Below are 26,253 nucleotides of genomic sequence, written 5' to 3'. Positions count from 1 at the left end.
GAACCCGGGGGGAACCATGCGACGCACCGCTCTGCTCGCCCTGCTCACCTGCGCGCTCACCGCGCTCCCGATCGTCCCGGCCACCGCCGCCCCGGCGACCGCCGCGACGCCCTCGTCCACCGCCTCCGACCCGGACGCGGACGAACCGTCCGACCGCCTCGTCACGCTGGCAGCGCTGACCTTCCGCGGCGGCACGAACGTCGAGTTCGCCCGCGGCGCGGAGACCGGCGACTTCGTCCTGCGCCAGTGGGGCGAGGACGGCGTCAACGCGCCCGTGGTGCCGCAGGGCGTGACGAGCCTGCTCGACGCGTACCTGAGGATCACGCCGGTGGAACTGCCCGTCCCGGCGGCCCTGGTGGACACCGCCGACACCGCCCCACCCGGCCTGGCCGAGCGGCGGCGGGTCGACGGCCCGGTCACCGCGACCGACCTGGCCGTCCCCGAGGGTGGCGCGGCCGTCCGGGCCGCCTGCTGGAAGGACCACTTCGCCAACCCCACGTGGTCGGAGAACGACAAGGGCATGGCGCCGCGGGAGTACCGGTCGGCCGACTTCGGCGGCAAGTTCCGCTACGCGGGCAGCGCCATCCTGAACTGCACCCCCAAGGGCTCCCCGTCCGCCCTGTGGGCCAAGCACCGCATGTACCGCAGCCTCACCGCGGGCATCACCGGTGTCCGGCTGGTCAACGTGGCCGTCCCGCCCGGCGGGTGGGACGACGAGGTCATCCACGGCTTCACGCTGGGCCGCTACTTCACCGTCCGCTACAGCGACGGGTGGAACTCCTCGCCGAGCTGCACCTGCCAGTACCACCGCCAAGGCGTCTTCGCCGACCACCACCCGTGACGGCAGCCGGCGGCTGTGGTGCGAACGACCGACGTCACGGCCGCCGGCCCGGGTGTTGACCACGGGTGATCAACACAGGCGACAAGGAGACACCCGTGCGCCACCGCGCCACCACCGCCCTCGCGTCGCTGCTCCTCGCCCTCGGCGGCCTCGCCGTCACCGCGGGCCCGGCGTCGGCCGAGAGCTACGGCTACATCCACTGGACCAACAACTGCGGCACGCCCAGGCTGTACTCGATCATCTACGCCAGCGGGTCGAAGGCGGGCACGCTCGTCGTGCGGCAGGTCGACGTCGCCGCCGGCGCGAAGCGCAGCCGGCGGGTCCAGTCCGGCTACACCTACAACGTCACCAAGAGCGGCGGCTGGGGCAAGGTCACCATCCACAACATCTCCGGCCGGGTCCACTCCGCGTCGGTGAAGGCGTGCTGAGCACCGCTCAGGCGACCCGGACGGCGTGCGGGCGCGGCGAGGGCACCTCGACCGCCCCGTGCGCCACCCGTTCCGCTTCGCGCTGCACCAGCGCCGCCAGCTCGCGGCGCGTCGCCGCCCGGCCGGGCGCGACCTCGTCCAGCACGTGCACCTCCACCACCAGCCCACGCGAGCGCAGCACCCGCCGCACCGAGTCGACCAACGTGTCGGAGCCCACGAACGCGGGCCGGGTCGACGTCGCCGACCCCTGCCGGTACCGCAGCACCACGGGCCGCACCGGCACACCGGCGTCCAGCGCGGCCTGGAACAACGCGGGCCGGTAGCGCCCGGACGCCACGCCGCACCACGTCGTGCCCTCCGCGTGGATGCCGACCGCCGCGCCGTCCCGCAGCGCCCGCGCCAGCTCGGCGACCGTGCCGGGCAGCAGCGACAGCCGCTCCCGGTCCAGGTACACCGTGCGGGCGGCGGTGATCAGCCGGCCGAGCACCGGCCAGTCGCGGATGTCCCGCTTGGCCACCATCCGGATGGGCTGCACCGCGTCGATGGCCAGCTCGTCCAACCAGGACACGTGGTTGGACACCACCAGCACGCCCCGCCCCGGGTTGTCCTGGAACACCGGCCCGACGACCCGCAGCCGCACGCCGAACGCGCCCAGCAGCGCCCGGAACCAGCGCCGCAGCACCACCGACCGGGCCCGTCCCCGCGCGCACAGGACGGCGAGGACCACCAGCACCCCGGACAGCAGCACGGCCGACGCCGCCACCACCCGCCACGCCACCCGGACCGCGCCCACGGAGGCCGTCGAGTGGTCCACGCACCCGTCGCCGCACGGCGACACGGGCATCCACGCGTGCTTGGTCACGCCGTCTCCCCGAGGAAGAACTTCAGGTAGCGCTGGTCCACGCGGTCCATCCCGAGCAGCACGGGCAGGTCGGCCACGCCGAAGTCGGCGTCCAGCGCGGGCCGGCCGCAGACCCACGCGCCCAGCCGCAGGTAGCCCTTCAGCAGCGGCGGCAGCACCGTCCTGTCCGGCCGCGCCACCGGGTCGACGTCCCACGGCGTCAGCGGCGTGACGCGGTACGGCTCGGGCGCGAGGTGCTTGGCCCGCACGGCGTCCCATACGCCCGCCGCGAACGACCCGCCGTCGTGCAGCGGCACGGACGCGCAGCCGATCAGCCACGAGTGCCCCGACAGCAGCATGTACCGGGCGATCCCGGCCCACACCAACGACACCACGGCCCCGTTGCGGTGGTCGGGGTGCACGCACGACCGGCCGGTCTCCACCAGCGACGGTCGCAGGGCGTCCAGCGCGGACAGGTCGAACTCGCCGTCGGAGTACAGCCCGCCCGCCTCGGCGGCGCGCTCGGGCGGCAGCATCCGGTAGGTGCCGACGATGTCGCCGGTCCGGTCGTCGCGCACGACGAGGTGGTCGCAGTACCGGTCGAAGCGGTCGACGTCGTGCCCCGGCACGGGGGTGTGCAGCACGGCGCCCATCTCGGCGGCGAACACCCGGTGCCGCAGCCGCTGCGCGGCCACGACCTCGTCGCTGTCGCGCGCGACCAACAGGGAGTAGCGCGGCGCGTCGGAAGCGGCGTCACCGGTGCTGACAAGCAGTTGCGGCTGCGTCATGGGTCTGGTCTACCGACCGGTTGGCGACCGGGAGCAGGCCGTTCCGGTGACGCCTCGGTGGCAGGTCGGTTAAACCCCGGGGAGGCCCCCGGCAGCACGAGGGCCGCCCCGCGTGACGCGGGACGGCCCTGGTGCGGAACGCGCAGGTCAGCCCTTGCGCTTGGCGACCTCGTCGGTCAGCTGCGGTGCGACCGCGAACAGGTCGCCCACCACGCCGAAGTCGGCGATCTCGAAGATCGGCGCCTCCGGGTCCTTGTTGACCGCGACGATCGTCTTGGACGTCTGCATGCCCGCCCGGTGCTGGATCGCACCCGAGATGCCCAGGGCGATGTAGAGCTGCGGCGAGACCGTCTTGCCGGTCTGGCCGACCTGGAACTGGTGCGGGTAGTAGCCGGAGTCCACCGCGGCGCGGGACGCGCCCACCGCCGCGCCGAGGCTGTCGGCCAGCTTCTCCACGACCTCGAAGCTCTCCGCGCTGCCCACGCCGCGACCACCGGAGACGACGACCGACGCCTCGGTCAGCTCCGGGCGGTCGCCACCGACGATCGGCTCGCGGCCGGTCACCTTGGTGACCAGCGCCGGGTTCGCGGCGGGCAGCTCCACGGCCTGCTCGACCGCGTCCGCCGGGGCCTCGGACGCCTCGACGCCACCGGGCCGCACGGCGATGACCGGCACGCCCTGCGTGACCTTGGACTTCACCACGTACGCGCCACCGAAGATCGACTGCGTGGCGACGCCCTCGCCGTCGAGGTCGACGGCGTCGTAGAGCAGGCCGGAGCCCAGGCGCACGGCCAGCCGGCCCGCGACCTCCTTGCCCTCCAACGTCGCCGACACCAGCACGGCGGCGGGCGACGCGGTGCCCGCGATCGCGGCGAGCGCGTCCACCTTCGGCGTGACCAGGTAGTTCACGGCGTCGTCCGACTCCACCGCGTACACCTTCGTCGCGCCGTAGCGACCCAGGGACTCCCTCACCTTGCCCGCGGTGCCGGGCGATCCGACCACCACCGCGGCCGGCTCGCCGAGACGGCGCGCGGCGGATAGAAGCTCATAGGTGACCTTCTTGACCTCGCCGTCGACGTGGTCGACGAGGACGAGTACCTCAGACATTGAATTCCTCGCCTTCAGATGAGCTTCTGGCCGACCAGGTACTCGGCGATCTTGGCGCCGCCGTCACCCGAGTCCTCGACGCGCTGACCGGCGCCGCGCGGCGGCTTCGGAGCCGACTCCAGGACCTGCGACCACGAGGCGCCGAGACCGACCTCGCCCGCGTCCAGCCCGAGGTCGGCGACCGTGAGGGTGCTGACCGGCTTCTTCTTGGCCGCCATGATGCCCTTGAACGACGGGTACCGCGGCTCGTTGATCTTCTCGTTCACGCTGACGACCGCGGGCAGGCTCGCCTCGAGGTGCGCGACGCCCTCGTCGGTCTCGCGCTCGGCCTTGACCGTGCCGCCCTCGACGGTGAGCTTGCGCACCTGCGTCACCTGCGGCAGGCCCAGCAGCTCGGCCAGCATGGCGGGCACGGCGCCCGCGCGGCCGTCGGTGGCCTCGTTGCCGGCGATCACCAGGTCGAAGCCCTCGATCGTGCCGATGGCCTTGGCCAGCACCTTGGCGGTGGTGAGCGCGTCGGAACCGTGCAGGGCCTCGTCGGAGACGTGCACCGCCTTGTCCGCGCCCATGGACAGCGCCTTGCGGATCGCGTCGGTCGCGCGGTCGGGACCCATCGCGACGACGGTCACCTCGCCGCCGTGCGCTTCCTGGAGCAGCAGCGCCTCTTCCACGGCGCGCTCGTTGATCTCGTCGAGCACGGCGTCCGCGGAGTCGCGGTCGAGGGTGTGGTCGGCGTCGGCGAGCTTGCGCTCGGACCAGGTGTCGGGCACCTGCTTGACCAGGACGACAATGTTCATGGGTCCTCTTCGACCTCCTGCGGACGGGCGGCGACGTGGGTGGGCGACGGTGGTTGCCCCCGGTCGCCGGATTGCTCGTGACCCTGCCATGTCATCGCCGCATTGGCATGGTGGTGTCGGCCACCCGAATGTTACCCACCGGTAGCAGAGGTGCAAACGGTTGCAAGCACCCGCGGCGGGTGATGATGCTCACTGGCGCGTTTCAGGCCATTCGGACAATGTCGTCGGACCGCCCGACAGCGTTACAGACCCTCCCCCTGCTGGGCTAGGTTCGACCGCATGCCACGGCGAGTAGCGATTGTCACGGACTCCACCGCATGCCTGCCGCCGCAGTTGACCGAGAAGCTCGGGGTGACCGTCGCGCAGATCCAGGTGCGCATCGGCGACTTCGTCGACGACGAGGTGCGCGTGCCGGTGCCCAAGCTCGTGGACGCCCTGCGCGGCCAGCTCGACGTGACCACCGCGCCACCGGACCCGGGCGCGTTCTTCTGGTCGTACGCCGACGCGGCGGCCTCGGGCGCGTCGGCGATCGTGTCGCTGCACGTGTCGACCGGGCTCTCGCAGACGGTGGAGGCAGCCCGGCAGGCCGCCGCGCAGGCCCCGGTGCCGGTGCACGTGGTGGACACGCAGACGTGCGGCATGAGCCTCGGGTACGCGGTCGTGGCCGCCGCCACCGTGGCCGCCGCGGGCGGTGACGTGAACCGCGTGATGTCGGCCGCTCAGCACACCGTGCGGCGCAGCAGCGAACTGCTGTACGTCGACACGTTGGAGTACCTCCAGCGCGGCGGGCGGATCGGCCGGGCCGCCGCGCTGCTCGGCTCGGCGCTGTCGATGAAGCCCCTGCTGACCGTGACCGACGGGCAGATCGCGCCGCTGGACAAGGTGCTCGGCGCGGAGCGGGCGGTGCGCAAGCTGGTCGACATCGCGGTCAAGCGCGCGGGCGAGGAGCCCGTGGACATCGCGGTCGAGCACTTCGACGCGGCCGAACGCGCGGAGACCGTGCTGGAGCAGCTGCGCGCGAAACTGCCCAACGTGCGGCGGTTCCTGGTGACCCAGGTCAGCTCCGCGATCGGCGCGCACGTCGGTCCCGGGGCGTTGGGCGTGACCGTTTCGCCGGTTTAGGAACTCCTTGCGGGGTTTGAACGTTGGCCCGGTAGGGAAGGAGGTGGACATGGCAAATCTGTTCAGCAAGCTCGCCGCGTTCGCCCGCAGTCCACAGGGCCGCAGGGTCACCGAGCAGGTCAAGCAGGCTGCCCGCGATCCCCGCAACAAGGCCAAGGCCCAGCAGCTGATGCGCAAGTTCCGCAAGCGCTGACCCCGCTGGCGTTCAGCGGCCCGCCACCGGTCGACCCTCCGGCGGGCCGCTTCGAACGCGCGCGACGGCGTCGACCGGTTCGGCCGGCTCGACGCGCGCAGCGGCAACACCACTCACGGCCGTCTCCGCCTTGGACCCGGCCGGTTCCGCCTCCGACCCGGCCGGTTCGGCGCGCCCGGTGACAGCAGCGCGCCCGGCCGCCACCGCACCTTCCGCAACCGCAGCACGCTCGGCGATCGCAGCACCCTCGACAGCCAACGCCCCCTCGGCAACCTCAGCATCCTCCGCAGCCACAGCGCGCTCGGCAGCCACCACCCCCTCGACGACCACCGCACCCTCCGCGACCACAACACCCTCGGCCACAGGGTGATCAGCGGCAGCAGCGCGTTCCGTGGCAGCAGTGCGCTCGGCGATCACAGCGCCAGCACCCCGTCCTGCCACCGAGGCGGAGTGCTCACCCCCGCCGGCTTCCGCGTCCCGTGCGGCGGCCTCCCCGCCCACCACGGCGAGCGGCTTCGGCGCAGCGGGGTCCTCGGTGGTCCCGTCGGCCGCGGTCGGTTCGACGAGGGTCGGGGCGGGGCGGACGACGTGCATGCGGCGCACCGCGTCCTGGCGCACCGGCAGTTCCGCGACCGGCTCCGGGTCCGGCACGACGACCAGGTTCGGGCGGGCCGGGCGCGGGGTCGGCAGGGCGGGCGGCAGGCCCATCACCGGGTTGCGGTGGATCGGCTTGGTCGCGTACTCCTCCGGCGGGAACCTCGGTTCGAACCGGGGTGGCGGCGGGACGGGCGCCGGAACCGGCCGGGGTTCGGGTGGTGGTTCCCGGCGCAGCATGACCGCGGTCAGCACGCAGCCCGCGGCGAACGACAAGGCGCACAACCCGAACACGAAGGCCACCCCGGACATCACGCACCCTCACCTCACCGGCGGGCCGTCGGTGACCGGCTCGCCGTACCCGCTGGGAAACCCGCCCTCCGGCGCGACGGTCGGCCGAACCGGGGCCTTCGTCGGGCGCGTGACCACCGACGCGCCCGTGCCCTCCGCTCCTGGTGACGCGCAGCCCGACACCGCGGCCAGGCCCACCACCACCGACAGCGCGAGCCGGACCGCCATCAGGCACCGACCCGGTCGTCGGCGTCCACCGGCGCGACGTGCACCGGCTCGACGGCAACCGGCTCGACGGCAACCGGCTCGGCGCTCGCCTGCTCCACGGTCGTCTGCTCCGGGATCAGGCTGGGCACGTGGTCGGCCGCCGAGTCGAGCGCGACGCGGGCCTGCGCGAGCTGCGCGGCCACCGAGTGCCGCAGTTCGCGCAGGTCCTCGGCCTGCTGCTGGATCTCCTCGATCCGCCGGCGCGCCTCGCGGGCGGCGAGCTTGATCAGGAACGCGGCCCGCGCCTTCGCCAGCTCCTCCTGCTCGGCGAAGTGCTGCTCGGCCTCGTGCCGCCGCCGGTTCATGGTCAGCTCGAAGAAGTTCTGCGCCTTGGCGCGCTTCGCGTCGGAGTCGGCCTCCAACCGCGAGCACCGCTCGGCGGCCTCCCGGATGACCCGGTCCGCCTCCTGCTCCGCCTCGGCCACCATCGCGGCGCACTCCGCCTCGACCTCCTCGGCCCGAGCCCGCAGGTGCGCCTCCACCTCGACCTGCCTGCGCTCCAGGTCGACCTCGCGCTGGTCCAGCTCGGCGGCCCGGCGGTTGGCCGCCTCGCGCTGGTCGGCGGCGCGCGCGTCGGCCTCGGCCCGGTGCGCGGTCAGCTCCGCCTCCACCTGCCGGCATCGCTCGGCCAGCTCCGCCTCGGTGCGCTCGCGCAACGCCGTGACGTCGTGCTCGGCGCGCAGCCGCAGGTCGTTCGCCTCGTCCTCGGCCAGTGTCAGCATCCGGTGCAGGCGCTCGGACGCGCCGGAGGTCGTGGCGGGCGACATCTCCAGCCGCTCGACGCGGGCGCGCGCATCGTCGAGGTCGCGCCGGGTCATCTCCAGCAGCTTGCGGAGGTCGGCGGCCTGGGCCAGCGCCTCGGCGCGGTCGAGGGACATGTACTTGAGCTGCTCGTCCAGGTTCTCCAGGTGCTCGATGACCTGGCGGCGGTGGAAACCTCGGTAGACGACGTCGAAACCCGCGTGCAGCGGAACAATCTCCGGCTCTTTCGCACCCATGGCGGCCCCGCTCGTTCGAAGATTGGCCGAGGATGCCGAGCGTAAGGCACCCAACGGGCCCGTGACCACCCACGACTACCCTGGTGGAACGCCTTCGATGCATTGCCCTGGCAGGGCAAACACGTTCGGGGAAGATCCCTGCGGCACAGGTGCAGGTCACCCGATAGTGTCATTTTCCGGGAACCTGACCCCCTTTCCGACAATGCCGCGGGCAACAAATACCTTCATTCGAGTGGCTATGTATTCACACGAAGCAGTGACACCCCGGCGGACGGTCGCTGGCTACCCGTGAGTAACGAGCAACTAGGCTGGCCGGGTGACCGTCGAGCCGCTGCCCCTCACCGGTGAGCGCACCGTGCCCGGGATCGCCGAGGAGAACTACTGGTTCCGGCGCCACGAGGCGGCCTACCTGGACCTGGTCCGGCACTGCACCGGCGCGGTCGTGCTGGAGGCGGGCTGCGGCGAGGGCTACGGGGCCGCGCTGATCGCCCGGCACGCCGCGCGGGTCGTCGCGCTCGACTACGACGAGCAGACCTCGGCGCACGCGAGCCGCGCGTACCCGGACCTGGCGGTGCTGCGCGGCAACCTGGCGTCGCTGCCGCTGCGCGCCGAGAGCGTGGACGTGGTGGCGAACCTGCAGGTCATCGAGCACCTGTGGGACCAGGAGGGCTTCCTGGCCGAGTGCGCGCGGGTGCTGCGGCCCGGCGGGCGGCTGCTGGTCACCACGCCGAACCGGATCACCTTCTCCCCCGGCCGCGACACCCCGCTCAACCCGTTCCACACCCGCGAGCTGGCGCCCGCCGAGCTGCACGAGCTGCTGGTCGGCGCGGGCCTGCGGGTCGAGCTGCTGGCGGGCCTGCGGCACGGTCCGGCGCTGCGCGCGCTGGACGAGCGGTTCGGCGGGTCGATCATCGACGCGCAGGTGGCCGTCGTGGTGGGCGGCGGCGAGTGGCCCGCCGACCTGCTGGCCGCCGTGGCCTCGGTGCGCAGCGAGGACTTCGAGGTCACCACCGACGACCTGGACGCGAGCCTGGACCTGGTGGCCGTGGCGGTGCGCCCGTGACGCGCGAGGGGACGTTCTGCCTGGTCCTGCACAGCCACCTGCCGTGGCTGGCGCACCACGGCGCCTGGCCGGTCGGCGAGGAGTGGCTGTACCAGGCGTGGGCGCACTCGTACCTGCCCGTGGTCGACCTGCTGGAGCGGTTCGCCGCCGAGGGCCGCGAGGACGTGCTCACGCTGGGCGTGACGCCGGTCCTGGCCGCCCAGCTGGACGACCCGTACAGCCTGCGCGGCCTGCACGACTGGCTGGGCAACTGGCAGTTGCGCGCGCACAGCGCGTCGTTCCGGCTGCCGGACCTGGCCGCGCGGGAGCACCGCGCGTCGGCGTGGGCGCTGGACCGCTTCGAAACCCGGTGGCGGCACGGCTTCTCGCCGGTCCTGCGGTCCCTTGTGGACTCGCGGACCCTCGAGCTGCTGGGCGGACCGGCCGCGCACCCGTTCCAGCCGTTGCTCGACCCGGTGCTGCGGGCGTTCTCGTTGCGCACCGGGCTGGACGACACCGCGTTGCGCATCGGCTCGACGCCCGAGGGCATCTGGGCCCCCGAGTGCGCGTACGCGCCGGGCATGGAGCACGACTACGCGCGGGCGGGCGTGCGGCGGTTCCTGGTCGACGGGCCGTCGCTGCACGGCGACACCGCCGCGGGCCGGCCGGTCGGCACGTCCGACGTGGTGGCCTTCGGACGCGACCTGGAGGTGTCGTACCGGGTCTGGTCGCCCAAGGTCGGCTACCCCGGGGACCCCGCGTACCGGGACTTCCACACCTACGACCACCCCAGCGGCCTCAAGCCCTCCCGGGTGACCGGCAAGAAGGTCGAGCCGTCCGACAAGCGGCCCTACGACCCGGACCTGGCGGCCGAGGCCGTGCGGCGGCACGCGGCGGACTTCGTGGACACCGTGGTGCGGCGGCTGCGGGCGTTGAAGGAGCAGCACGGCAAGCCGTCGCTGGTGGTCGCCGCCTACGACACCGAGCTGTACGGGCACTGGTGGCACGAGGGACCGGCGTGGCTGGAGGCGGTGCTGCGGCAGCTGCCCGAGGCCGGGGTGCGGGTGACGACGCTGCGCGGCGCGGTCGAGGCCGGGCACGTGGGCGCGCCGGTCGACGTGCCGCCGTCCTCGTGGGGCTCGGGCAAGGACTGGCAGGTGTGGAACGGCCCGCAGGTGGCCGACATCGTGCAGGGCAACGCCGAGGTGCAGCGGGAGCTGCTCGCGCTGGACGTGTCCGGCGCGGTGCGTGACCCCGTCGCCGACCAGGCCGTGCGCGAGGCGTTGCTGGCGCTGTCCAGCGACTGGGCGTTCATGGTCACCAAGGACTCGGCCGCCGACTACGCCCGCTACCGGGCCAAGGTGCACGCGGACCGGTTCAGCGAGCTCGTCGCGCTGCGGCGGGCCGGGCGCGGGCACGACCGGGCGGCCGAGCTCCGCCTGGTCGACGGTCCGTTCGGCCGGCTCGACGCCCGGGGGCTGGCTAGTTGACGCCGCCGCCGGAGAAGTCGCTGCCGTGCTCGCGACGCGTGATGCCCGCCGCGCCCGGGTTGTCGATCCGGGCCTGCACGACCGGGTCCGCCTTCGAGCGGCCCCTCGTGTCGGCCGGTCGTTCGAGGCCGGCGCGCTTGCCGCGGGCCCTCCGGTCGACCGCGAACCCGACTGCGAGCACCACCGCGACGAACAGGACCGCCCAGACCCAAGGCTGCATGACCGTGCCCCCACTTCCCCCGTGTGATCCCAGGGTAGCGGTGCAGAGATGCGAGGATGGCCCATGCGCGTGCTGATGTTGTCCTGGGAGTACCCGCCGGTCGTGGTGGGCGGGTTGGGCCGGCACGTGCACGCGCTGGCCGGGCACCTGGCGGCGCAGGGCCACGACGTGGTCGTGCTGTGCCGCCAGCCCGCGGGAACGGACGCGATCACGCACCCCACGACCGACATCGAGGTCGACGGCGTGCGGCTGATCCGGGTGGCCGAGGACCCGACGCACCTGGTGTTCGAGCGCGACCTGGTGGCGTGGACGCTGGCGATGGGCCACGCGATGACGCGGGCCGGGTCGGCGTTGCTGAAGGGCTGGCGGCCCGACGTCGTGCACGCGCACGACTGGCTGGTCACGCACCCCGCCATCGCCCTGGCCGAGCAGTGCGGCGCGCCGCTGGTGGCGACCGTGCACGCGACCGAGGCCGGGCGGCACAGCGGGTGGCTGTCGCAGACGCTGAACCAGCAGGTGCACTCGGTCGAGTGGTGGCTGGCGAACCGGGCGGACGCGCTGATCACGTGCTCGTCGGCGATGCGGCGGGAGGTGGCGCACCTGTTCGAGGTGGAGCCGTCCACCGTGACCGTGCTGCACAACGGCATCGAGCCGCGCCGGTGGCGGGTCCGCCCGTCCGACGTGGCCGCCGCACGTGCCGCGCACGGCCCGACGGGCGCGCCGCTGCTGCTGTTCTTCGGGCGGCTGGAGTGGGAGAAGGGCGTGCAGGACCTGATCGCCGCCCTGCCCCGGATCCGGCGCGCCCACCCCGGCACGCGGCTGGTCGTGGCCGGCACGGGCACGCACCGGGACTGGCTGGTCGAGCAGGCGCGCAAGCACAAGGTGCGCCGCGCGGTGGACTTCGTCGGCCACCTGTCGGACCGCGCGCTGGCGGCGACGTTGGCCGCGGCGGACGCGGTCGTGCTGCCGAGCAGGTACGAGCCGTTCGGCATCGTGGCGCTGGAAGCGGCGGCGGCCGGCACACCGCTGGTCGCGTCCACGGCCGGCGGGCTGGGCGAGGTGGTGCTGGACGGCGTCACGGGCCTGTCCTTCGCCCCCGGTGACGTCGAGGCCCTGGCCGGCGCGGTCCGCTCCGTCCTGGACGACCACCCCGCCGCCCAACGCCGCGCCCGCGCCGCGAAGTCCCGCCTGGCCACCGACTTCGACTGGGCGAAGATCGCCGAGGACACCGCGGCTGTCTACCGCTCCGCGACCGTGCGCGACCACCTGCCGCTGGGCCGCCCCAAGATCCCGACCGGCAACGCGTTCCTCTAAGCCACGCGGCGCAGCGCGGCGAGCGCCGAGGCCAGGTCCGGGAACGCGCCCTCGACCTCGTGCGCGGCGAGGTAGGTGCGGACGAAGGCCAGGACGCTGTCCTCGGTCGCGCCGCCGGCCACGAACTTCTCCACCACGACCAGGAAGTGCCGCGGCTCGACCCTGCGCAGGGCGAACTCCGACGCCTCCCGCAACGTCACGAGGAGCGCCTGGTCGAACACCCAGCTCCTCGCCTCCGGGCCGGCGAGGTAGTCGAAGAAGTCGATCGGGAAGTAGATCTGGCGACCCCACCCGCCGCCGTCGAGCCGGCGGGCGACCGCGTCCACCGCGTCCAGCAGCGCGTCGAGCCCGTCCCGTCCGCCGTCGGCGCCCGACCGGGTCCGCCACAGCAGCGTCAGGGTGGCGGGGGTGTTGTGCCGGTTGCCGGTGATCCAGGAGGTCAGCGGGCCCACCAGGTGGCCGCGTTCGTCCAGCAACCGCGGGTGCGCGCAGATGACGGAGCACATCTCGGCCGCCAGCGCGACGTCCGGCGGGTACCGCAGCAGGTACTCGACCGCCCTGCCGACCGCGCCGGCGGGAAGCCGCCACGCCTCGCGGGACAGGGCGTAGAGCAGGGTCCGCCGCCCGCCGAAGTTCAGCGGCACCCCTGCTTCGAGCTCGGTGAGGATCGACTCCAGCAGTTCCAGGTCGTAGGCGAGGACGCTGCGCAGGCGGGCCATCCCGGTGGTCATGACGACCCACCTGGACAGGCTCTCCAGCAGTTCCTGCTCGCGGCGGTCCTGGGTGATGTCGCCCTCGACGAAGAAGTCCCCGCTGCGGATCAGCCCTTCGAGCACGGGGTCGCCCAAGAGCCGGGCCTCGCGCACGTGCGCGGAGTCGGTGGACCCCTCGGCGACGATGTGCTCGGTGCCGTTGTCCCAGTCGAGGGTGAGCATCCGGTGCAGGCTCTGCCACCCCTCGGCGTCCAACCCGGAGTGCCACAGGTGGACCGCGGACCTCCAGCCACCCCGCTCCGGGAACAGCCCGGCGAGCGGCACGGGCAGGTCGTCCAGGACGACCCGCAGGCAGACCAGGTTCGCCGAGTAGGCCGCCACCCGTGACACGAGCGTCGCGCCGGACGGGTCGTAGGCCGGGTGCAGGTCCTGCTCCACGCGCTGGTGGACCGAGCGGATCAGCTCGTCCAGCACGTCGAGGACGCCGGTGCGGGTGGCCCGGTCGAGAGCGCGGAACGAGCCGGAGGCGAAGTCGAGGATCGGCGGCCTCTTGGTGAACACCTGGTGCGAGATGAGCGCGTACAGCAGGGCGTCGTCCAAGAGGCCGAAGTCGTCGAAGGGACGCGCCTCGCGCCGTTGCCGGTCCGCGACGATCACGGCGAGCAGGGTGAGCGTCACCTCGGCGATCAGGTACTCGCCGAACGTGGCGTGCAGGAACTCGTACGTCCGCCGGCGGGGCTTGCCGCCGCGCTCGTTCAGCTGTGCCGAGTGGATGAAGAAGAAGTCGCCGACCGTGCGATCGGCGAGCGTCAGCGGGTCGTCGAACGTGGTGCGTTGCACCACCTCGGGCGACGGCGTGAACGGGGCGAGGTCGCGTTCCAGCTCCCCGTCCTCCACGTACTGGCGGCCCCGGTTGAACATGGCCAGCGCCGCGACCCCCAGCTGCCACCTGCCCTGCTTGACCCGCTTGGCGATCTGCGCCTCGGACGGCTGCACCCTGCTCTTGTCACGCGCCTGCCGCACCACGAACGAGTCGATCAGGCGCTCGTACAGCTCGGCCCGGGAGAGGTTCTCGTCGTCCAGCCGATTGTTCTCCGCGTCGGCCGCGTAGATGGCGAGCATGAGCAGGATCAGCGGCTGGCGGGCCAGGTCGCCGTGGCGGAGCAGGTCGTCGAGGGCGAGCGGGCGGAAGCCCGGCGTCGCCGCGTTCGCGTGGTTCCACGAGTCCAGCCACTTGCCGATGCGGGGGTCGTCGAACTCCTCCAGCTTGACGATCGGCACACCGTGGGGGATGCGGGCGCGATCCACGACGAGGGTCCTCGACGTGATGACGACCGCCACCGGCCGCCCCAGGGCGGCTTCACGCTCCTGGAAGTCGCGCACCTGCTTGATGTAGTTGGACTGCGTCACGCCGCTGGCCTGGACGAGTTCGTCGAACCCGTCCAGCAGCACGACGCGGATGCTGTCACCGCACTCGTCGGCGAGCCGGCCCCAGTCGACCTTCTCCGCGAGCACGTCGGTCAACGCGGTCTCGATCTGCGCCGTGACGGTGTCGTCGGCGTCGACCTTGCGCAACTGGACGTTGACCACCGCGTACCCGGACGCGGGCAGCCGGGCCGCGAGCACCTCCACCAGCAGCGACTTGCCCGCACCCGGATGTCCCAGGACCAGCAGGGGCCGGACGGTGGCGGCCGGACCCGACAGGTGGGCCGCCAGGAAGGCGTCGATGTCCTCTTCGACCCCGTGGGACGACCACCACTGCTCCGACGACGGCAGGGCGTTCTCGTCGTGCACGGCGACGCGGTAGCGGGGTGCGACGAAACCCCGTTCCACGGAGGGGAACCGGGCGTTGACCGGGTGGGTGTCCGGGTCGGTCCGGAGCAGGGGCTTGGCGAGCGCGGCCTGCGCCGCCCGCTCCAGCTTCGCGCGGTACGAGCGGTCCGGCCGGGGCGTCGCCGGCGTGGACAGCGCCAGCAGCCGGGCGAAGCGCTCCAGCGATTCGGTCTGCGCGGCCAGGGCCTCGGCCAGCCGCGCGTCGCCCGCCTCGACGGCGGCGCGAGTGGCCGAGTGCTCCCCGATGAAGGTCCAGACCTGGAACTCGGGGATCGCCGAGGCGAGCCCGAGGTAGTGGTGCACGTAGTGCTCGCGGCTCCTCTCCGCGAGCTCCGAGTGCCGACCTCGGTCCAACCCGGCCGACAGGGCGGGCCACGCCGCCAGCCCGGAGAGGAAGTGGGACACCGCTACCACGGTCTGCCAGAAGAAGTAGGCGAGCGGCCCGTCGAGGTTCTGCTGGAAGCCGCGCGTGGCGCCCGGCGCGGGGACGTTCAGGGCTGCCAGCGCCGGCAGGGCGTCCGCCTGCGTCTTCCCGGCGGGCTCGACGCCGAGGATGCGGAACTTCTCGCGATCGGTGACGTCGAGCCGGTCGAACGCGGGACCGAACCGGTCGCGGAACGCGTCGAACGCCGCGTTCACCGCGATCACGGTGTGCGCGGCGGACACCAGCTCCTGCCGGTGCACGCCGGACAGGCCGGTCAGCTTGGCCGACAGCCCGTCCAGCACCTTCCGCAACGACGACATGGCCTCGTTCTTCGGGTCGATCAGACCGAGGACGCCCGCACCGGCGAGCGCGCCACCGACGAGGATCGCGCCGCCCAGCGCCATGTCGAACTTCTCGAACCAGGGCCGTTCGTACTCGCCCAGCACGCGAAGAGCGCCCGTGTACGTGAACAGGTCGGGTCGTGACACGGGCGCTCCCGAGGCAGGACGGCGGGGTTCGGCCGATCCTCGCAGCCGATCACCCCGGCCGTGCCGCAGTTGTGCGGGCTCAGACGGTGAGCACCAGCTTGCCGGTGGTCCGGTTGGCCTCGCCGACCTCGTGCGCCTTCACGGCGTCCTCCAGGGGGAACGTCTCGGCGACGATCGCCCTCAGCTCGCCGCGCTCCACCAGCCCGGCGATGTGCTCCAGCGCGGCGTGGTCCGGCACCACGGCCGTCGTGGCGGCGCGCACGCCCAGCGCCTCGGCGGCGACGCGGAGCCCCGGCAGCCGACTGGGGTCGGTCAGGCCCACGTACACCCCGCCCGGCTTGAGCACCCGCATCGACCGCTCCTCGTAGTCGCCGCCCACCAGGTCGACCACCACGTCGACGGGGGCCAGCCCGCCGAAGTCCCGCGTGCGGTAGTCGACCAGCTCGTCGGCGCCCAGCTCGCGCAGCAGGTCGTGCTTGGCCGCGCTCGCGGTGCCGATCACGTGCGCCCCGAGCGACTTGGCCAGCTGCACGGCGACGTGCCCGACACCGCCCGCGGCGGCGTGGACCAGGACCCGGTCGCCCGGCTTGACCTCGGCGGCCTCGGTGAGGACCTGCCACGCGGTGAGCGCGGCCAGCGGCAGCGCGGCGGCGTGCACGTGGTCGACGTTGGCGGGCTTGCGGGCGAAGTGGCGGGCGGGCGCGGCGACGTACTCGGCGTACGCGCCCGCCGGGCGCGGCAGGTGGGGCATCCCGAACACCTCGTCACCGACCCGGAACCGGTTCTCCCCCGCCGGCACGGACGCCACGACGCCGGACACGTCCCAACCCGGCACCCACGGCGCGGTGAACCAGAAGCCGTGGCGCCGCACCAGCCAGTCGAACGCGTTCACGCCCGCCGCGCGCACCTCGACCACGATCTCGTCCCGCGCCGGCTCCGGCCGGGCGACCGCGCGGACCTGCATGACCTCCGGCCCGCCGAAGGCTTCGACCACAACCGCTCGCATCTCGTTCGTCATGGTCGAAAGGATCAGCCACCGTGGTACCTGTTGTGAAGAAGGCACCTAAACGGTATATAGGTACCTTGTGTATACCATCACTGACCTGCGTTCCCACGGCGGCGCGGACGCCTACCTCCGCAACTGCGCCTCGCGGGCCGTGCTCGACCTGCTGGCCAACAAGTGGGTGTGCCTGGTCATCGGCGCGCTGCGGCCGGGCACCATGCGCTTCGGCGAGCTGCGCCGCCGCCTCGACGGCATCACCCAGAAGATGCTCACGCAGACGCTGCGCGACCTGGAACGCGCCGGCCTCGTGCACCGCGCCGTCTACCCGAGCGTGCCGCCGCGGGTCGAGTACAGCCTCACCCGGCTGGGTGACGACGTCGGCAGCCTGATGGACGCGATCAGGACCTGGTCGGAGAACCACATCGACGACATCCGCGCCGCGCAGGAGGAGTACGACCGCAAGGCGGGCGAGGAGTTGCAGCCGGTCTAGGAGCCGTTGCGGGACTGCTCCAGGGCCTCCTGCGCCTTGCGGGCCATGTCGGCCACGGCGGCGCGGCGCTCGGCGTCGGCCTCGTAGTCGGCGCGGCGGTCCTTGACCACCCGCGCCGGCAGGCCGACCGCGATCTTGAAGTCCGGCACGTCGCCGCGCACCACCGCGTGCGCGCCGATCACGCACCCGCGCCCGATCCGCGTGCCGCGCGTCACGGTGACCTTCGTGCCGAGCCAGCAGTCCGGCCCGATCCGCACCGGCGACTTCACGATGCCCTGGTCCTTGATCGGCAGCGTGATGTCCGCCGTCACGTGGTCGAAGTCGCAGATGTAGACCCAGTCGGCGATCAGCGTGGCCGCGCCGATCTCCACGTCCAGGTAGCAGTTCACCGTGTTGTCCTTGCCGAACACGGCCTTGTCCCCGATCCGCAGCGAACCCTCGTGGCAGCGGATGGCGTTGCCGTCGCCGATGTGCACCCAGCGCCCGATCTCCAGCCGGCCGTAGCCGGGGCGGCAGTGCAGCTCGACCTTCTTGCCCAGGAACACCATGCCGCGCAGCACCACGTGCGGGTTCGCGATCCGGAACTTCACCAGCCGCCAGTACCGCACCAGGTACCAGGGCGTGTAGGCGCGGTGGCGGAGGACCCAGCGCAGCGAGGCGAGCGTGAAGAACCTGGCCTGCGCCGGGTCGCGACGCGACCTGCGCCACCTCGTCCACACCGGGGCACCCCACATGCTCGTCACGCCCGGCACTCTAACTCCCCCGGTCGGCCGGCAAAGTGCCAGGTCGAGGCCGTCCGCGGGCGCACGGCACAATGGGCCCGGTGACGACACCGCTGATCATCGACACCGATCCCGGCGTGGACGACGCCCTCGCGCTGGCGCTCGCCGCCGTGAGCCCCGAGGTCGACCTGATCGGGGTGACCACGGTCTTCGGCAACGTGTCGCTGACCGACACCACCCGCAACGCGCTGCGCCTGCTCACCCTCCTCGGCCGCGACGACGTGCCGGTCGGCGTCGGCGCGTCACGGCCCCTGGTCCACCCCCACCCGCACCTGTCCAGCGCCCACGGCTCGGACGGCCTCTCCGGCTACGCCGACACCCTCCCGCGGGCGACGCGCGGCCCGGACGCGCGGGACGCCGTCACGCTCCTGCGCGACCTCCTCGACCAGGCCGACCGCCCCGTCACGATCGTCCCCATCGGCCCGCTCACCAACATCGCCCTGCTGCTGGCCGCCCACCCCGGCCTCAAGCCGAAGATCGGCAGGCTGGTCGTCATGGGCGGCGGCGTGAACGGCGGCAACGTCACCGCCGCGGCCGAGTTCAACGTCTGGAGCGACCCCGAGGCCGCCCGCCGCGTGCTGGTCGAGGAGGACGTGCCCACCACGCTCGTCCCGATGGACCTGACCCGCCGGTGCGCGGTGAGCAGCCAGTGGCTGGCCGACCTGGCCAAGACCTCGCCCGCCGCCCGGACCCTGGTCGGCCTCACCCCCGACTACCTGGCGACCTACCGCAGGTTCCTCGGCTGGGACGGCATGGCCGTGCACGACGCGGTCGCGGTGGCCGAGGCGGTCCGGCCGGGCATCCTGCGCGGCACGGCGTTCCCGGTGGACGTCGACTGCTCGTCCGGCCCGAGCCGGGGCGCGCTCGTGGTCGACCAGCGGCTGGAGGTGGACGCGCCGAAGACCCTGGACATCGCGGTGGACGCCGACCTCGACGGCCTGCGCGCGTTCCTGTTCGAACGGCTAAGTGCGCTCGGCGTGGGCCAGTAGGTAGACCGGGCGGCGACCGATGCGGGTCAGGGCGACGGTCGCCTCGGTGGAGCCGGACAGCTTCAGCCTCGGGCGCAGGGCGTTCGGGTCCACGTCCAGCCCGCGCACCAGGATCTCCAGCCGGCCCACGTCGTGCGCCCGCAGCACGGACCGCAGCACCTTCTCGCTGTAGTGCCCGTGCTCCACCACCCGGAACGCCCGCACGCCCGGTGGCGGGGTCGGGCCGGTCAGGTAGGCGATCCGCTCGTCCAGCTGCGCCAGCCCGTGCCGGGCCGCGTAGTGCCGCACCAGCCCGGCCCGCACCACCGCGCCGTCCGGGTCGACCAGCCACTCGTCCGGCTCGCGCACCTCGCAGTCGTCCGGCTCGGCGGAGGTGATCGTCCACGCCGGACCGTCCGACCGCAGCACGGTCGCCCGCCGCGCCACGCCGGGCGTGGCCAGGCCGCGCGTCCACAGGCACGCCTCGCGCACCTGCCCGTCCAGCGACACCAGCTCGACCTCGTCGGCCCACGGCGCGACCGCGAAGTCCACGCCCGGCGCGCACTTCACCGCCAGGTCGCGGTCGGCGTAGGCCGTGGCCAGCTCGTCCAGCGGCGGCGCGAAGTCCGACGGGTGCCACGTGCGCCGCCCGCTCGCGTCCCGCCGGGCCGGGTCGGCGAGCACCGCCGTGCCCCGCGACACCGGCCGCAACGCGTCCGCCCGCACGAGCGCCACCCCGTCACCCAGGTTGTGCCGCGCCATCGCCAGCCGCACCGGGTCGAGGTCGGACCCGATCGAGCCCTCGGGCAGCGCCGCCAGGTCCGCGCCGATCGAGCACGTCACGTCGTGCGCGGGCCCGGTGAACCGGCGCGCCCGGTGCGCCGCGACCGGGTGCGCGGTGGCCTGCTGCACCGCGTCGGAGGTGAACAGCCCGTCGGCGAAACCGACCTTCCCCGCCGCCTTGCGCCGCAGCAACAACGTCTCCAGCACGGCCGCGAAGCGCGTCGGCGAGACCTGCTTCGCCCGGTTCACGTCCGAAAGCCGCGACGCGGGCGTCAGCGGCAGGTCGGCCAGCGCCGACAACGCGGCGCACCCCGCGTCGGACCGCAGGTACGCCACGTCGTCGAGGTTGAACGCGTAGGCCACTAGACCGGCTTGCGACCCGTCACGGAGACGTTGTAGAACACCTCGCGCGGCAGCACCTTGGCCAGCACGTTCTCGTCCACCCAGGACAGCCGCTGCCAGGTGCGGTAGGCGAACATCGCCCAGCCGAAGCCCAGCTTCTCCCGCGGCACGGCGGCCTCGAACGTGCGCACCGGCCAGCCGAACAACGCCGCCGACAGCTCCTCGGTCACCGCGCGCACGTCGACCGCGCCCGCGCCGCGGGCCGTCCGCTCCAGGTCCGACGGGTCGAACGTGTGCAGGTCCACGACCGCTTCCAGCGCCGCGGCGCGCGAGGACTCGTCCAGCTCCTCCTGCGGCCGGCGCCAGTCGTTGAGCGGACCCAGCTTGGTGACGTTCGTGGTCAGCCACCAGGTGAGCTGCCCGAGCTTGCGGGCGTAGAAGTTGCCCACGTTCGTCGGGTCGCCCGCGAAGACGAACTTCCCGCCCGGCTTGAGCACCCGCAGCACCTCGCGCATCGCGGCGGGCACGTCCGGGATGTGGTGCAGCACCGCGTGCCCCACGACCAGGTCGAACGTGTCGTCGTCGTACGGGATGCGCTCGGCGTCGGCCACCCGGCCGTCGACCGGCAGCTCCAGCTGCTTCGCGTTGCGCAGCGCCACCTCGACCATGCCCGGCGACAGGTCGGTCACCGACCCGCGCTCGATCACGTCGCCCTGCATCAGGTTGAGCAGGAAGAACCCGGTGCCGCAGCCCAGCTCCAGCGCGTGCTCGTACGGCCCGGTGTCACCCGCGACCGCCCGGAACCGGTCCTTGGCGTAGGTGATGCAGCGCTCGTCGTACGAGATCGACCACTTCTCGTCGTACGTGCCGGCTTCCCAGTCGTGGTAGAGCACGTTCGCGAGCTTGGGGTCGGAGTACGCCGCCTCGATCTCCTCGGCGGTGGCGTGCGGGTTGGGCTTGGGATCAACGGCCACTGAACTTCGCCTTCCCCGGGCCGTTCTCGATGAACGACGCCATGCCGGTCTTCTGGTCCTCGGTGGCGAACATCGCGGCGAACAGCTGGCTCTCCAGCTTCAGCCCGCTGCCCAGGTCGGTGTCCAGCCCGCCGTCGATCGCGGCCTTCGCGGCGGCGTAGGCGCGCACCGGGCCGTTGACGAACCGGCCGGCCCACCGCTTGGCCGCCTCGTAGACGTCGTCCGGCGCCACGACCTCGTCCACCATGCCGATCCGCAGCGCCTCCTCGGCGCCGACGAACCGGCCGGTGTAGATCAGGTCCTTGGCGCGCGACGGCCCGATCAGCCGCGGCAGGCGCTGCGTGCCGCCCATGCCGGGGATGACGCCGAGCAGGATCTCCGGCTGGCCGACCTTGGCGTTGTCGCCCGCGATCCGCCGGTCCGCGCACAGGGCCAGCTCGAACCCGCCGCCCAGCGCGTAGCCGGTGATGGCGGCCACGGTCGGCTTGGGGATCTCCTCCACCGCGCGCAACGCCGAGGTGAACGCGCCCGCGCGGGCCGCCATCTCGGCGTAGGACAGCTCGGCCATCTCCTTGATGTCCGCGCCGGCCGCGAACACCTTCGGACCGCCGTACACGATCACCGAGTAGACGTCGGCCCGGTCGGCCGCCTCCAGCGCGGCGGACCGGATCTCCTCCTGGACCTGCCGGTTGAGCGCGTTCATCGGCGGGCGGTCCAACCGGATGGTGCCGATCCCGTCCTCGACTTCGAGCCTCACGAACTCAGCCACAGGTCCTCCTCGACCTCCGTCGGTGCGCCTCGCAGGTTACCCCTCGGTAGTTTTGCGCCGGGCGAAGTACCGGTCACCCGACCGTTGGAGCTCCAGCGGCTGGTCGAAGGTCTTCGACAGGTTCTCCTCGGTCAGCACGTCGTCCAGCAGGCCCTGCGCCACGATGCCGCCGTCACGCAGCAGCAGCGCGTGCGTGAAGCCGGGCGGGATCTCCTCCACGTGGTGCGTGACCAGCACCGTCGCCGGCGCGTCGGGGTCCATCGCCAGCTCCGACAGCCGGGCCACCAGGTCCTCGCGGCCACCCAGGTCCAGGCCGGCCGCGGGCTCGTCGAGCAGCAGCATCTCCGGGTCGGTCATCAACGCCCGCGAGATCAGCGTGCGCTTGCGCTCACCCTCGGACAACGTGCCGTAGGTGCGATCGGCCAGGTGCTCGATGCCCATCGCGGCCAGCAGCTCCCGGGCCCGACCGGTGTCGAGCTTGTCGTACTCCTCGCGCCACCGGCCCAGCACCGCGTACCCGGCGCTGACCACCAGGTCGACCACCTTCTCGTCGGGCGGGATGCGGCCGCTCAACGCCGCCGAGCACAGCCCGATGCGGGGCCGCAGCTCGAACACGTCGGTCTTGCCGATCCGCTCGCCGAGCAGGTGCACCTTGCCCTTGGTCGGGTGCAGCTCGGCGCTCGCCAGCCTCAGCAGCGTGGTCTTGCCCGCCCCGTTCGGGCCGAGCACGACCCAGCGCTCGTCCAGCTCCACGCTCCAGTCGACGTCGCCGACCAGCGTGGTCTTGCCACGTCGAACCGAAACACCCTGCATGTGGATGACCAGATCTTCGTTTTCCACGCCTGCCCTCGCCCCGTCGATGCACCGCCACCGCCATTGTTCTGCACCCCGTCCCGCCCGCGGTCCGGTGGGGGGAGGTACGGGCGGGTCGGTGAACCTCAGCGCGCTCATGCCCACACAGGCCGTGTCTGCTGGAAAGATCGGGGACATGGCTGCCGACTCGATCCTGCTCGCGGGCCGACCGTTCCCCCTCGGGGCCCACCCCGAGGCCGGAGGTGTGCGCTTCGCGGTCTCGGCGCCGCCCGCGCACGCCGTCGAAGTGTGCCTGATCAGCGAAGACGGCACCGAGGAGCGGGTCGAGCTGACCGAGCGCACGTTCGGCGTGTGGCACGGGCTGATCTCCGGCGTCACGCCCGGCCAGCGCTACGGCTACCGCGTGCACGGCCCGTACGACCCGTCCCGGGGCCTGCGGTGCAACCCGGCGAAGCTGTTGGTCGACCCGTATGCGACGCGGATCACGGGCGCGTTGACCGACCTCGACGCGGCGCTCGGCTACGTGGACGACCCGATGCTCGGCGGGCCGTCCCCGGTCGACTCGCTGGGCAGCGTGCCGCTGTCCGTGGTCACCTCGCCCGGCGGGCCGGACACGGGCGTGAAGCCCGAGGTGCCGTTCGAGGAGGCGGTGGTCTACGAGCTGCACGTGCGCGGGTTCACCAAGCAGCACCCGGCCGTGCCCGAGCACCAGCGCGGCACCTACCTGGGGCTCGCGCACCCGGCCGTGCTGGAGCACCTGACCCGGCTCGGCGTGACGTCGGTGGAGCTGCTGCCCGTGCACGCGTTCGTCGACGAGCCGTCGCTGATCCGGGGCGGCCGGCACAACTACTGGGGCTACTCGCCGCTGAGCTACTTCGCGCCGCACCCCGCCTACGCCAGCGAGCCGGGCCGGGAGGTGGAGGAGTTCCGCACGATGGTGGCCGCGCTGCACAACGCGGACATCGAGGTGATCATCGACGTGGTGTTCAACCACACGTGCGAGGGCGGGCCGGAGGGCCCCACGCTGTCGTACCGGGGCTTCGACGCGCCCGGCTACTACCTGCACATCGACGGCGGCGGCACCCTCGACATCACCGGCTGCGGCAACACCACCGAGGCCGGGTCGCCGCAGTTCGTGCGGCTGGTCACGGACTCGCTGCGCTACTGGGCCACCGAGATGGGCGTGGACGGGTTCCGGTTCGACCTCGCGTCCACGCTGGGCAGGCCCGGCGGCGGCCGGTTCGACCGGGCGTCGGCGATGCTGACCGCGATCACGCAGGACCCGGTGCTGTCGCGGTGCAAGCTGATCGCCGAGCCGTGGGACGCCACCGGCGACGGCTACCGGGTCGGCGACTTCGGGGTGCAGTGGGCCGAGTGGAACGGCCGGTACCGCGACACCGTGCGCGACTTCTGGCGGGGCATGACCGGCGTGCGGGACCTGGCGTACCGGCTGTCCGGGTCGTCCGACCTGTACGCCGACGACCTGCGGCGACCGTGGCAGTCGGTCAACTTCGTCACCTCGCACGACGGGTTCACGCTGCGCGACCTCGTGTCGTACAACGACAAGCACAACCTGGCCAACGGCGAGGACAACCGGGACGGGACCAACGACAACCGGTCGTGGAACTGCGGCGTCGAGGGCGAGACCGACGACCCCGAGGTGCTCGCCCTGCGCGCCCGGCAGGCCCGCAACCTGTTCGCCACGCTGATGCTGTCCACGGGCACGCCGATGCTCACCGCGGGTGACGAGCAGTGGCGCACCCAGGGCGGCAACAACAACGCGTACTGCCTGGACGACGAGACGTCGTGGGTGGACTGGAAGCTCGGCGGGGAGGGCGAGGCGGTGCTGGCGTTCGCCCGGCGCGTGATCGCGGTGCGGCGCGCGTCGCCCGCGTTGCGGCAGCCGCAGTTCTTCGACGGCCGCACCACGTCGTCCGGCGCGCCCGACCTGGTGTGGTTCCGGCCGGACGGCGAGGAGATGGCCGAGACGGACTGGTTCGACGACGGCAGGCGGTTCCTCGGCATGTGGATCGACGGGTCGAACAGCCTGTCCCGCTCGCGTGACGGCGAGCTGGTGTCGGACGACTCGTGGCTGCTGCTCGTGCACGCGGGGGCGGACCCGATCGAGGTCACGCTCCCGGGGCCCGAGTACGGCGGCCGGTACCAGCCGACGATCGACTCCACCACGGCCGACGGGTCGCCGGTGGTCGGGGAGAGCCTGCCGGCCGGCGCGACCGTGGTGCTGGAGGGCCGCTCGCTGCTGCTGCTCCGCGTGCCCAACTGAGTGCCCCGGTGACCGACTGGATCCGGGACCGACTGGCTCCGTGACCGAGGCAATCCTGCCTGGTGAGAGGCCCGCACGCGGGTCGCCGATCCGTGGCACGATGCCGGCGTGGCCCGCCCGTTGCTGACCTGGTGCGACCGCACGATCGACCTCCTGCTGGTGGCGTCGTGCGGGTGTAGCGGGACGCGACGCGGCCGCGCCCGTTCCTCGGGCTGACCCCGCGTCGCGTCTTGATCGCTACCCCGCTCGACCTCGTAGCCATCAGGAGCGACTTCACGTGACCGCGACGATCGCGCGCGCCGACCTGCACCCGAAGCTGGACGTGCGGTTCCTGCGCGACATCATCCACCCCGAACGCGACCTGTGGACGCCGCGCGAGCTGCGCGAGCTGACCTCGACCGTCGCCGCCGAGCTGACCACCCCGCTGCTGGACGTGCTGCGGTTCGACCCGGACCGGCGCTGGTGGGCGCGGCTCGGGCTGACCGAGGGCGTCGAGCTGTGGTTGCTGAGCTGGCTGCCCGGCCAGGGCACCGAGCCGCACGACCACGGCGGCGCGGCGGGCTCGTTCACCGTGCTGACCGGCGAGCTGTCGGAGGACTACCGCTACCCCGGTGGGCCGATCCGCAGCGCGCTGCGCCCCGTGGGCAGTGCGCTGGGATTCGGCGCGGGGCGTGCGCACCAGGTGGTGAACCGCGGCACGGTGGGTGCGGCGAGCGTGCACGCCTACTCGCCGCCGCTGGTGCCGACCCGGGAGTACCCGAGCCTGGCCGACATCCCGCCGGAGATCCAGCCGTTGCCCGCCCAGCGGCTGCCGTTGGAGCAGTTGCGCGTTCTGGCCGACCAGGAGGGCCCGTGAGTGCCGAGGAGCTGTTGGACGAGGCGCGGCGGTCGTTGCGCCGCGTGACGCCGGAGGAGCTGGCCGGGTTGTCGGACGTGCTGGTGGTCGACATCCGGCCGCACCACGACCGTGCCGCGGAGGGCGAGGTCCCCGGTTCGATCCCGGTGGAGCGCATCGTGCTGGAGTGGCGGCTGGACCCGGACGGCGAGCACCGCATCCCCGGTTTCACCGCCGACACGACCGTGGTCGTGCTGTGCAACGAGGGCTACGCCTCCAGCCTGGCCGCGCGCGACCTGCAACGCGTGGGCCTGCCCCGGGCGACGGACCTGGTCGGCGGCTTCCGCGCCTACGCCGCCTCGGGCCTGCCGGTGCGCCCCGGCGCCACCCAAGCCGTGACCTGAACGTCGAACTCGGGG

General features: G+C 72.9%; 27 protein-coding genes. 12 read left to right on the top strand and 15 right to left on the bottom strand.

Annotated features, from left to right (window positions below):
- The first annotated feature begins 16 nt into the window (after window positions 1-16).
- Window positions 17-841, top strand: coding sequence for a hypothetical protein (locus ACIQMJ_RS14065; RefSeq protein ID WP_499761370.1), 825 nt, complete (start codon window positions 17-19; stop codon window positions 839-841).
- Between the two features lie 95 nt (window positions 842-936).
- Window positions 937-1,269 carry a hypothetical protein gene (locus tag ACIQMJ_RS14060; protein WP_499761369.1) on the top strand — a complete coding sequence of 111 codons (333 nt, stop codon included), beginning with the start codon at window positions 937-939 and terminating at the stop codon, window positions 1,267-1,269.
- Window positions 1,270-1,276: 7 nt separating this feature from the next.
- On the opposite strand, the gene ACIQMJ_RS14055 is transcribed toward ACIQMJ_RS14060, so the two are convergent.
- The 4 genes from ACIQMJ_RS14055 to ACIQMJ_RS14040 all read right to left on the bottom strand — a co-directional run bounded on the left by ACIQMJ_RS14055 (window position 1,277) and on the right by ACIQMJ_RS14040 (window position 4,802).
- Window positions 1,277-2,131 carry a lysophospholipid acyltransferase family protein gene (locus tag ACIQMJ_RS14055; RefSeq protein ID WP_499761368.1) on the bottom strand — a complete coding sequence of 285 codons (855 nt, stop codon included), beginning with the start codon at window positions 2,129-2,131 and terminating at the stop codon, window positions 1,277-1,279.
- Entirely contained in the window at window positions 2,128-2,898 is a 771-nt protein-coding gene (locus ACIQMJ_RS14050; protein ID WP_499761367.1) for a GNAT family N-acetyltransferase, read from the bottom strand. Before ACIQMJ_RS14050 ends, ACIQMJ_RS14055 begins: the two co-directional genes overlap by 4 nt.
- Before the next feature lie 147 nt (window positions 2,899-3,045).
- Window positions 3,046-4,005, bottom strand: coding sequence for an electron transfer flavoprotein subunit alpha/FixB family protein (locus ACIQMJ_RS14045; RefSeq protein WP_499761366.1), 960 nt, complete (start codon window positions 4,003-4,005; stop codon window positions 3,046-3,048).
- Window positions 4,006-4,019: 14 nt separating this feature from the next.
- A complete protein-coding gene (locus ACIQMJ_RS14040) occupies window positions 4,020-4,802 on the bottom strand; it encodes an electron transfer flavoprotein subunit beta/FixA family protein (protein WP_499761365.1) in 783 nt (260 codons plus the stop codon).
- Between the two features lie 279 nt (window positions 4,803-5,081).
- On the opposite strand from ACIQMJ_RS14040, the gene ACIQMJ_RS14035 reads away from it, so the two are divergent.
- Both ACIQMJ_RS14035 and ACIQMJ_RS14030 read left to right on the top strand, forming a co-directional pair.
- Window positions 5,082-5,924, top strand: a complete 843-nt coding sequence (locus ACIQMJ_RS14035) for a DegV family protein (RefSeq protein WP_499761364.1) — start codon at window positions 5,082-5,084, stop codon at window positions 5,922-5,924.
- 49 nt (window positions 5,925-5,973) lie between these two features.
- Window positions 5,974-6,117, top strand: coding sequence for a hypothetical protein (locus ACIQMJ_RS14030; protein ID WP_170232190.1), 144 nt, complete (start codon window positions 5,974-5,976; stop codon window positions 6,115-6,117).
- Between the two features lie 12 nt (window positions 6,118-6,129).
- Here ACIQMJ_RS14030 and ACIQMJ_RS14025 read toward each other — a convergent pair whose 3' ends face one another.
- From ACIQMJ_RS14025 to ACIQMJ_RS14015, 3 genes are read right to left on the bottom strand one after another with little or no spacing between them, the layout of a single operon-like run.
- Window positions 6,130-7,014: a hypothetical protein gene (locus tag ACIQMJ_RS14025; RefSeq protein ID WP_499761363.1), complete on the bottom strand. Its 885-nt coding sequence runs from the start codon at window positions 7,012-7,014 to the stop codon at window positions 6,130-6,132.
- An 18-nt stretch (window positions 7,015-7,032) separates the two neighbouring features.
- Window positions 7,033-7,230: a hypothetical protein gene (locus ACIQMJ_RS14020; protein ID WP_499761362.1), complete on the bottom strand. Its 198-nt coding sequence runs from the start codon at window positions 7,228-7,230 to the stop codon at window positions 7,033-7,035.
- Window positions 7,230-8,267 carry a hypothetical protein gene (locus ACIQMJ_RS14015; protein WP_499761361.1) on the bottom strand — a complete coding sequence of 346 codons (1,038 nt, stop codon included), beginning with the start codon at window positions 8,265-8,267 and terminating at the stop codon, window positions 7,230-7,232. Before ACIQMJ_RS14015 ends, ACIQMJ_RS14020 begins: the two co-directional genes overlap by 1 nt.
- A gap of 316 nt (window positions 8,268-8,583) precedes the next feature.
- Here ACIQMJ_RS14015 and ACIQMJ_RS14010 point away from each other — a divergent pair, with 316 nt between their 5' ends.
- Window positions 8,584-9,330 carry a class I SAM-dependent methyltransferase gene (locus ACIQMJ_RS14010; RefSeq protein WP_499761360.1) on the top strand — a complete coding sequence of 249 codons (747 nt, stop codon included), beginning with the start codon at window positions 8,584-8,586 and terminating at the stop codon, window positions 9,328-9,330.
- On the top strand, window positions 9,327-10,799 hold the full coding sequence (locus tag ACIQMJ_RS14005; protein ID WP_499761359.1) for a 1,4-alpha-glucan branching protein domain-containing protein: 1,473 nt from the start codon (window positions 9,327-9,329) through the stop codon (window positions 10,797-10,799). Before ACIQMJ_RS14010 ends, ACIQMJ_RS14005 begins: the two co-directional genes overlap by 4 nt.
- Here the strand turns inward: ACIQMJ_RS14005 and ACIQMJ_RS14000 are convergent.
- Window positions 10,792-11,019 (bottom strand): hypothetical protein, encoded by a 228-nt coding sequence (locus ACIQMJ_RS14000; protein WP_499761358.1) that lies wholly within the window; start codon window positions 11,017-11,019, stop codon window positions 10,792-10,794. The two genes, ACIQMJ_RS14005 and ACIQMJ_RS14000, sit on opposite strands and share 8 nt — an antisense overlap.
- Before the next feature lie 63 nt (window positions 11,020-11,082).
- Between ACIQMJ_RS14000 and ACIQMJ_RS13995 the strand changes: the two genes are divergently transcribed.
- A complete protein-coding gene (locus tag ACIQMJ_RS13995; RefSeq protein ID WP_499761357.1) occupies window positions 11,083-12,333 on the top strand; it encodes a glycosyltransferase family 4 protein in 1,251 nt (416 codons plus the stop codon).
- On the opposite strand, the gene ACIQMJ_RS13990 is transcribed toward ACIQMJ_RS13995, so the two are convergent.
- Both ACIQMJ_RS13990 and ACIQMJ_RS13985 read right to left on the bottom strand, forming a co-directional pair.
- Entirely contained in the window at window positions 12,330-15,791 is a 3,462-nt protein-coding gene (locus tag ACIQMJ_RS13990; RefSeq protein WP_499761356.1) for an NACHT domain-containing protein, read from the bottom strand. The genes ACIQMJ_RS13995 and ACIQMJ_RS13990 overlap by 4 nt on opposite strands.
- Window positions 15,792-15,870: 79 nt before the next feature.
- On the bottom strand, window positions 15,871-16,809 hold the full coding sequence (locus ACIQMJ_RS13985; protein ID WP_499761355.1) for an NADP-dependent oxidoreductase: 939 nt from the start codon (window positions 16,807-16,809) through the stop codon (window positions 15,871-15,873).
- A 67-nt stretch (window positions 16,810-16,876) separates the two neighbouring features.
- Between ACIQMJ_RS13985 and ACIQMJ_RS13980 the strand changes: the two genes are divergently transcribed.
- Window positions 16,877-17,284 carry a winged helix-turn-helix transcriptional regulator gene (locus tag ACIQMJ_RS13980; protein ID WP_499761354.1) on the top strand — a complete coding sequence of 136 codons (408 nt, stop codon included), beginning with the start codon at window positions 16,877-16,879 and terminating at the stop codon, window positions 17,282-17,284.
- On the opposite strand, the gene ACIQMJ_RS13975 is transcribed toward ACIQMJ_RS13980, so the two are convergent.
- Window positions 17,281-18,027, bottom strand: a complete 747-nt coding sequence (locus tag ACIQMJ_RS13975; RefSeq protein ID WP_499761353.1) for an acyltransferase — start codon at window positions 18,025-18,027, stop codon at window positions 17,281-17,283. The two genes, ACIQMJ_RS13980 and ACIQMJ_RS13975, sit on opposite strands and share 4 nt — an antisense overlap.
- Window positions 18,028-18,107: 80 nt before the next feature.
- Between ACIQMJ_RS13975 and ACIQMJ_RS13970 the strand changes: the two genes are divergently transcribed.
- Window positions 18,108-19,055, top strand: a complete 948-nt coding sequence (locus ACIQMJ_RS13970; protein ID WP_499761352.1) for a nucleoside hydrolase — start codon at window positions 18,108-18,110, stop codon at window positions 19,053-19,055.
- On the opposite strand, the gene ACIQMJ_RS13965 is transcribed toward ACIQMJ_RS13970, so the two are convergent.
- The 4 genes from ACIQMJ_RS13965 to ACIQMJ_RS13950 are packed head-to-tail and all read right to left on the bottom strand — an operon-like array spanning window position 19,029 to window position 22,715.
- Window positions 19,029-20,180: a THUMP-like domain-containing protein gene (locus tag ACIQMJ_RS13965; protein WP_499761351.1), complete on the bottom strand. Its 1,152-nt coding sequence runs from the start codon at window positions 20,178-20,180 to the stop codon at window positions 19,029-19,031. The two genes, ACIQMJ_RS13970 and ACIQMJ_RS13965, sit on opposite strands and share 27 nt — an antisense overlap.
- Window positions 20,180-21,133: a methyltransferase domain-containing protein gene (locus ACIQMJ_RS13960; RefSeq protein ID WP_499761350.1), complete on the bottom strand. Its 954-nt coding sequence runs from the start codon at window positions 21,131-21,133 to the stop codon at window positions 20,180-20,182. The genes ACIQMJ_RS13965 and ACIQMJ_RS13960 overlap by 1 nt, the downstream gene beginning before the upstream one ends.
- Window positions 21,123-21,902, bottom strand: a complete 780-nt coding sequence (locus ACIQMJ_RS13955) for an enoyl-CoA hydratase/isomerase family protein (protein WP_387487705.1) — start codon at window positions 21,900-21,902, stop codon at window positions 21,123-21,125. Before ACIQMJ_RS13955 ends, ACIQMJ_RS13960 begins: the two co-directional genes overlap by 11 nt.
- Before the next feature lie 36 nt (window positions 21,903-21,938).
- Entirely contained in the window at window positions 21,939-22,715 is a 777-nt protein-coding gene (locus ACIQMJ_RS13950) for an ABC transporter ATP-binding protein (RefSeq protein ID WP_387488189.1), read from the bottom strand.
- A 175-nt stretch (window positions 22,716-22,890) separates the two neighbouring features.
- On the opposite strand from ACIQMJ_RS13950, the gene glgX reads away from it, so the two are divergent.
- From glgX to ACIQMJ_RS13935, 3 genes are all read left to right on the top strand, one after another.
- Complete coding sequence (glgX, locus tag ACIQMJ_RS13945; protein WP_499761349.1) at window positions 22,891-24,999, top strand: glycogen debranching protein GlgX; 2,109 nt, start codon at window positions 22,891-22,893, stop codon at window positions 24,997-24,999.
- A gap of 277 nt (window positions 25,000-25,276) precedes the next feature.
- Complete coding sequence (locus ACIQMJ_RS13940; RefSeq protein ID WP_499761348.1) at window positions 25,277-25,855, top strand: cysteine dioxygenase; 579 nt, start codon at window positions 25,277-25,279, stop codon at window positions 25,853-25,855.
- On the top strand, window positions 25,852-26,238 hold the full coding sequence (locus ACIQMJ_RS13935) for a rhodanese-like domain-containing protein (RefSeq protein ID WP_499761347.1): 387 nt from the start codon (window positions 25,852-25,854) through the stop codon (window positions 26,236-26,238). Before ACIQMJ_RS13940 ends, ACIQMJ_RS13935 begins: the two co-directional genes overlap by 4 nt.
- Window positions 26,239-26,253: the final 15 nt, after the last annotated feature.

It is taken from the genome of Actinosynnema sp. NPDC091369 (genome assembly GCF_044757065.1).
Lineage (GTDB): Bacteria > Actinomycetota > Actinomycetes > Mycobacteriales > Pseudonocardiaceae > Actinosynnema.
This window is presented reverse-complemented; position numbering and strand designations above follow the sequence as displayed.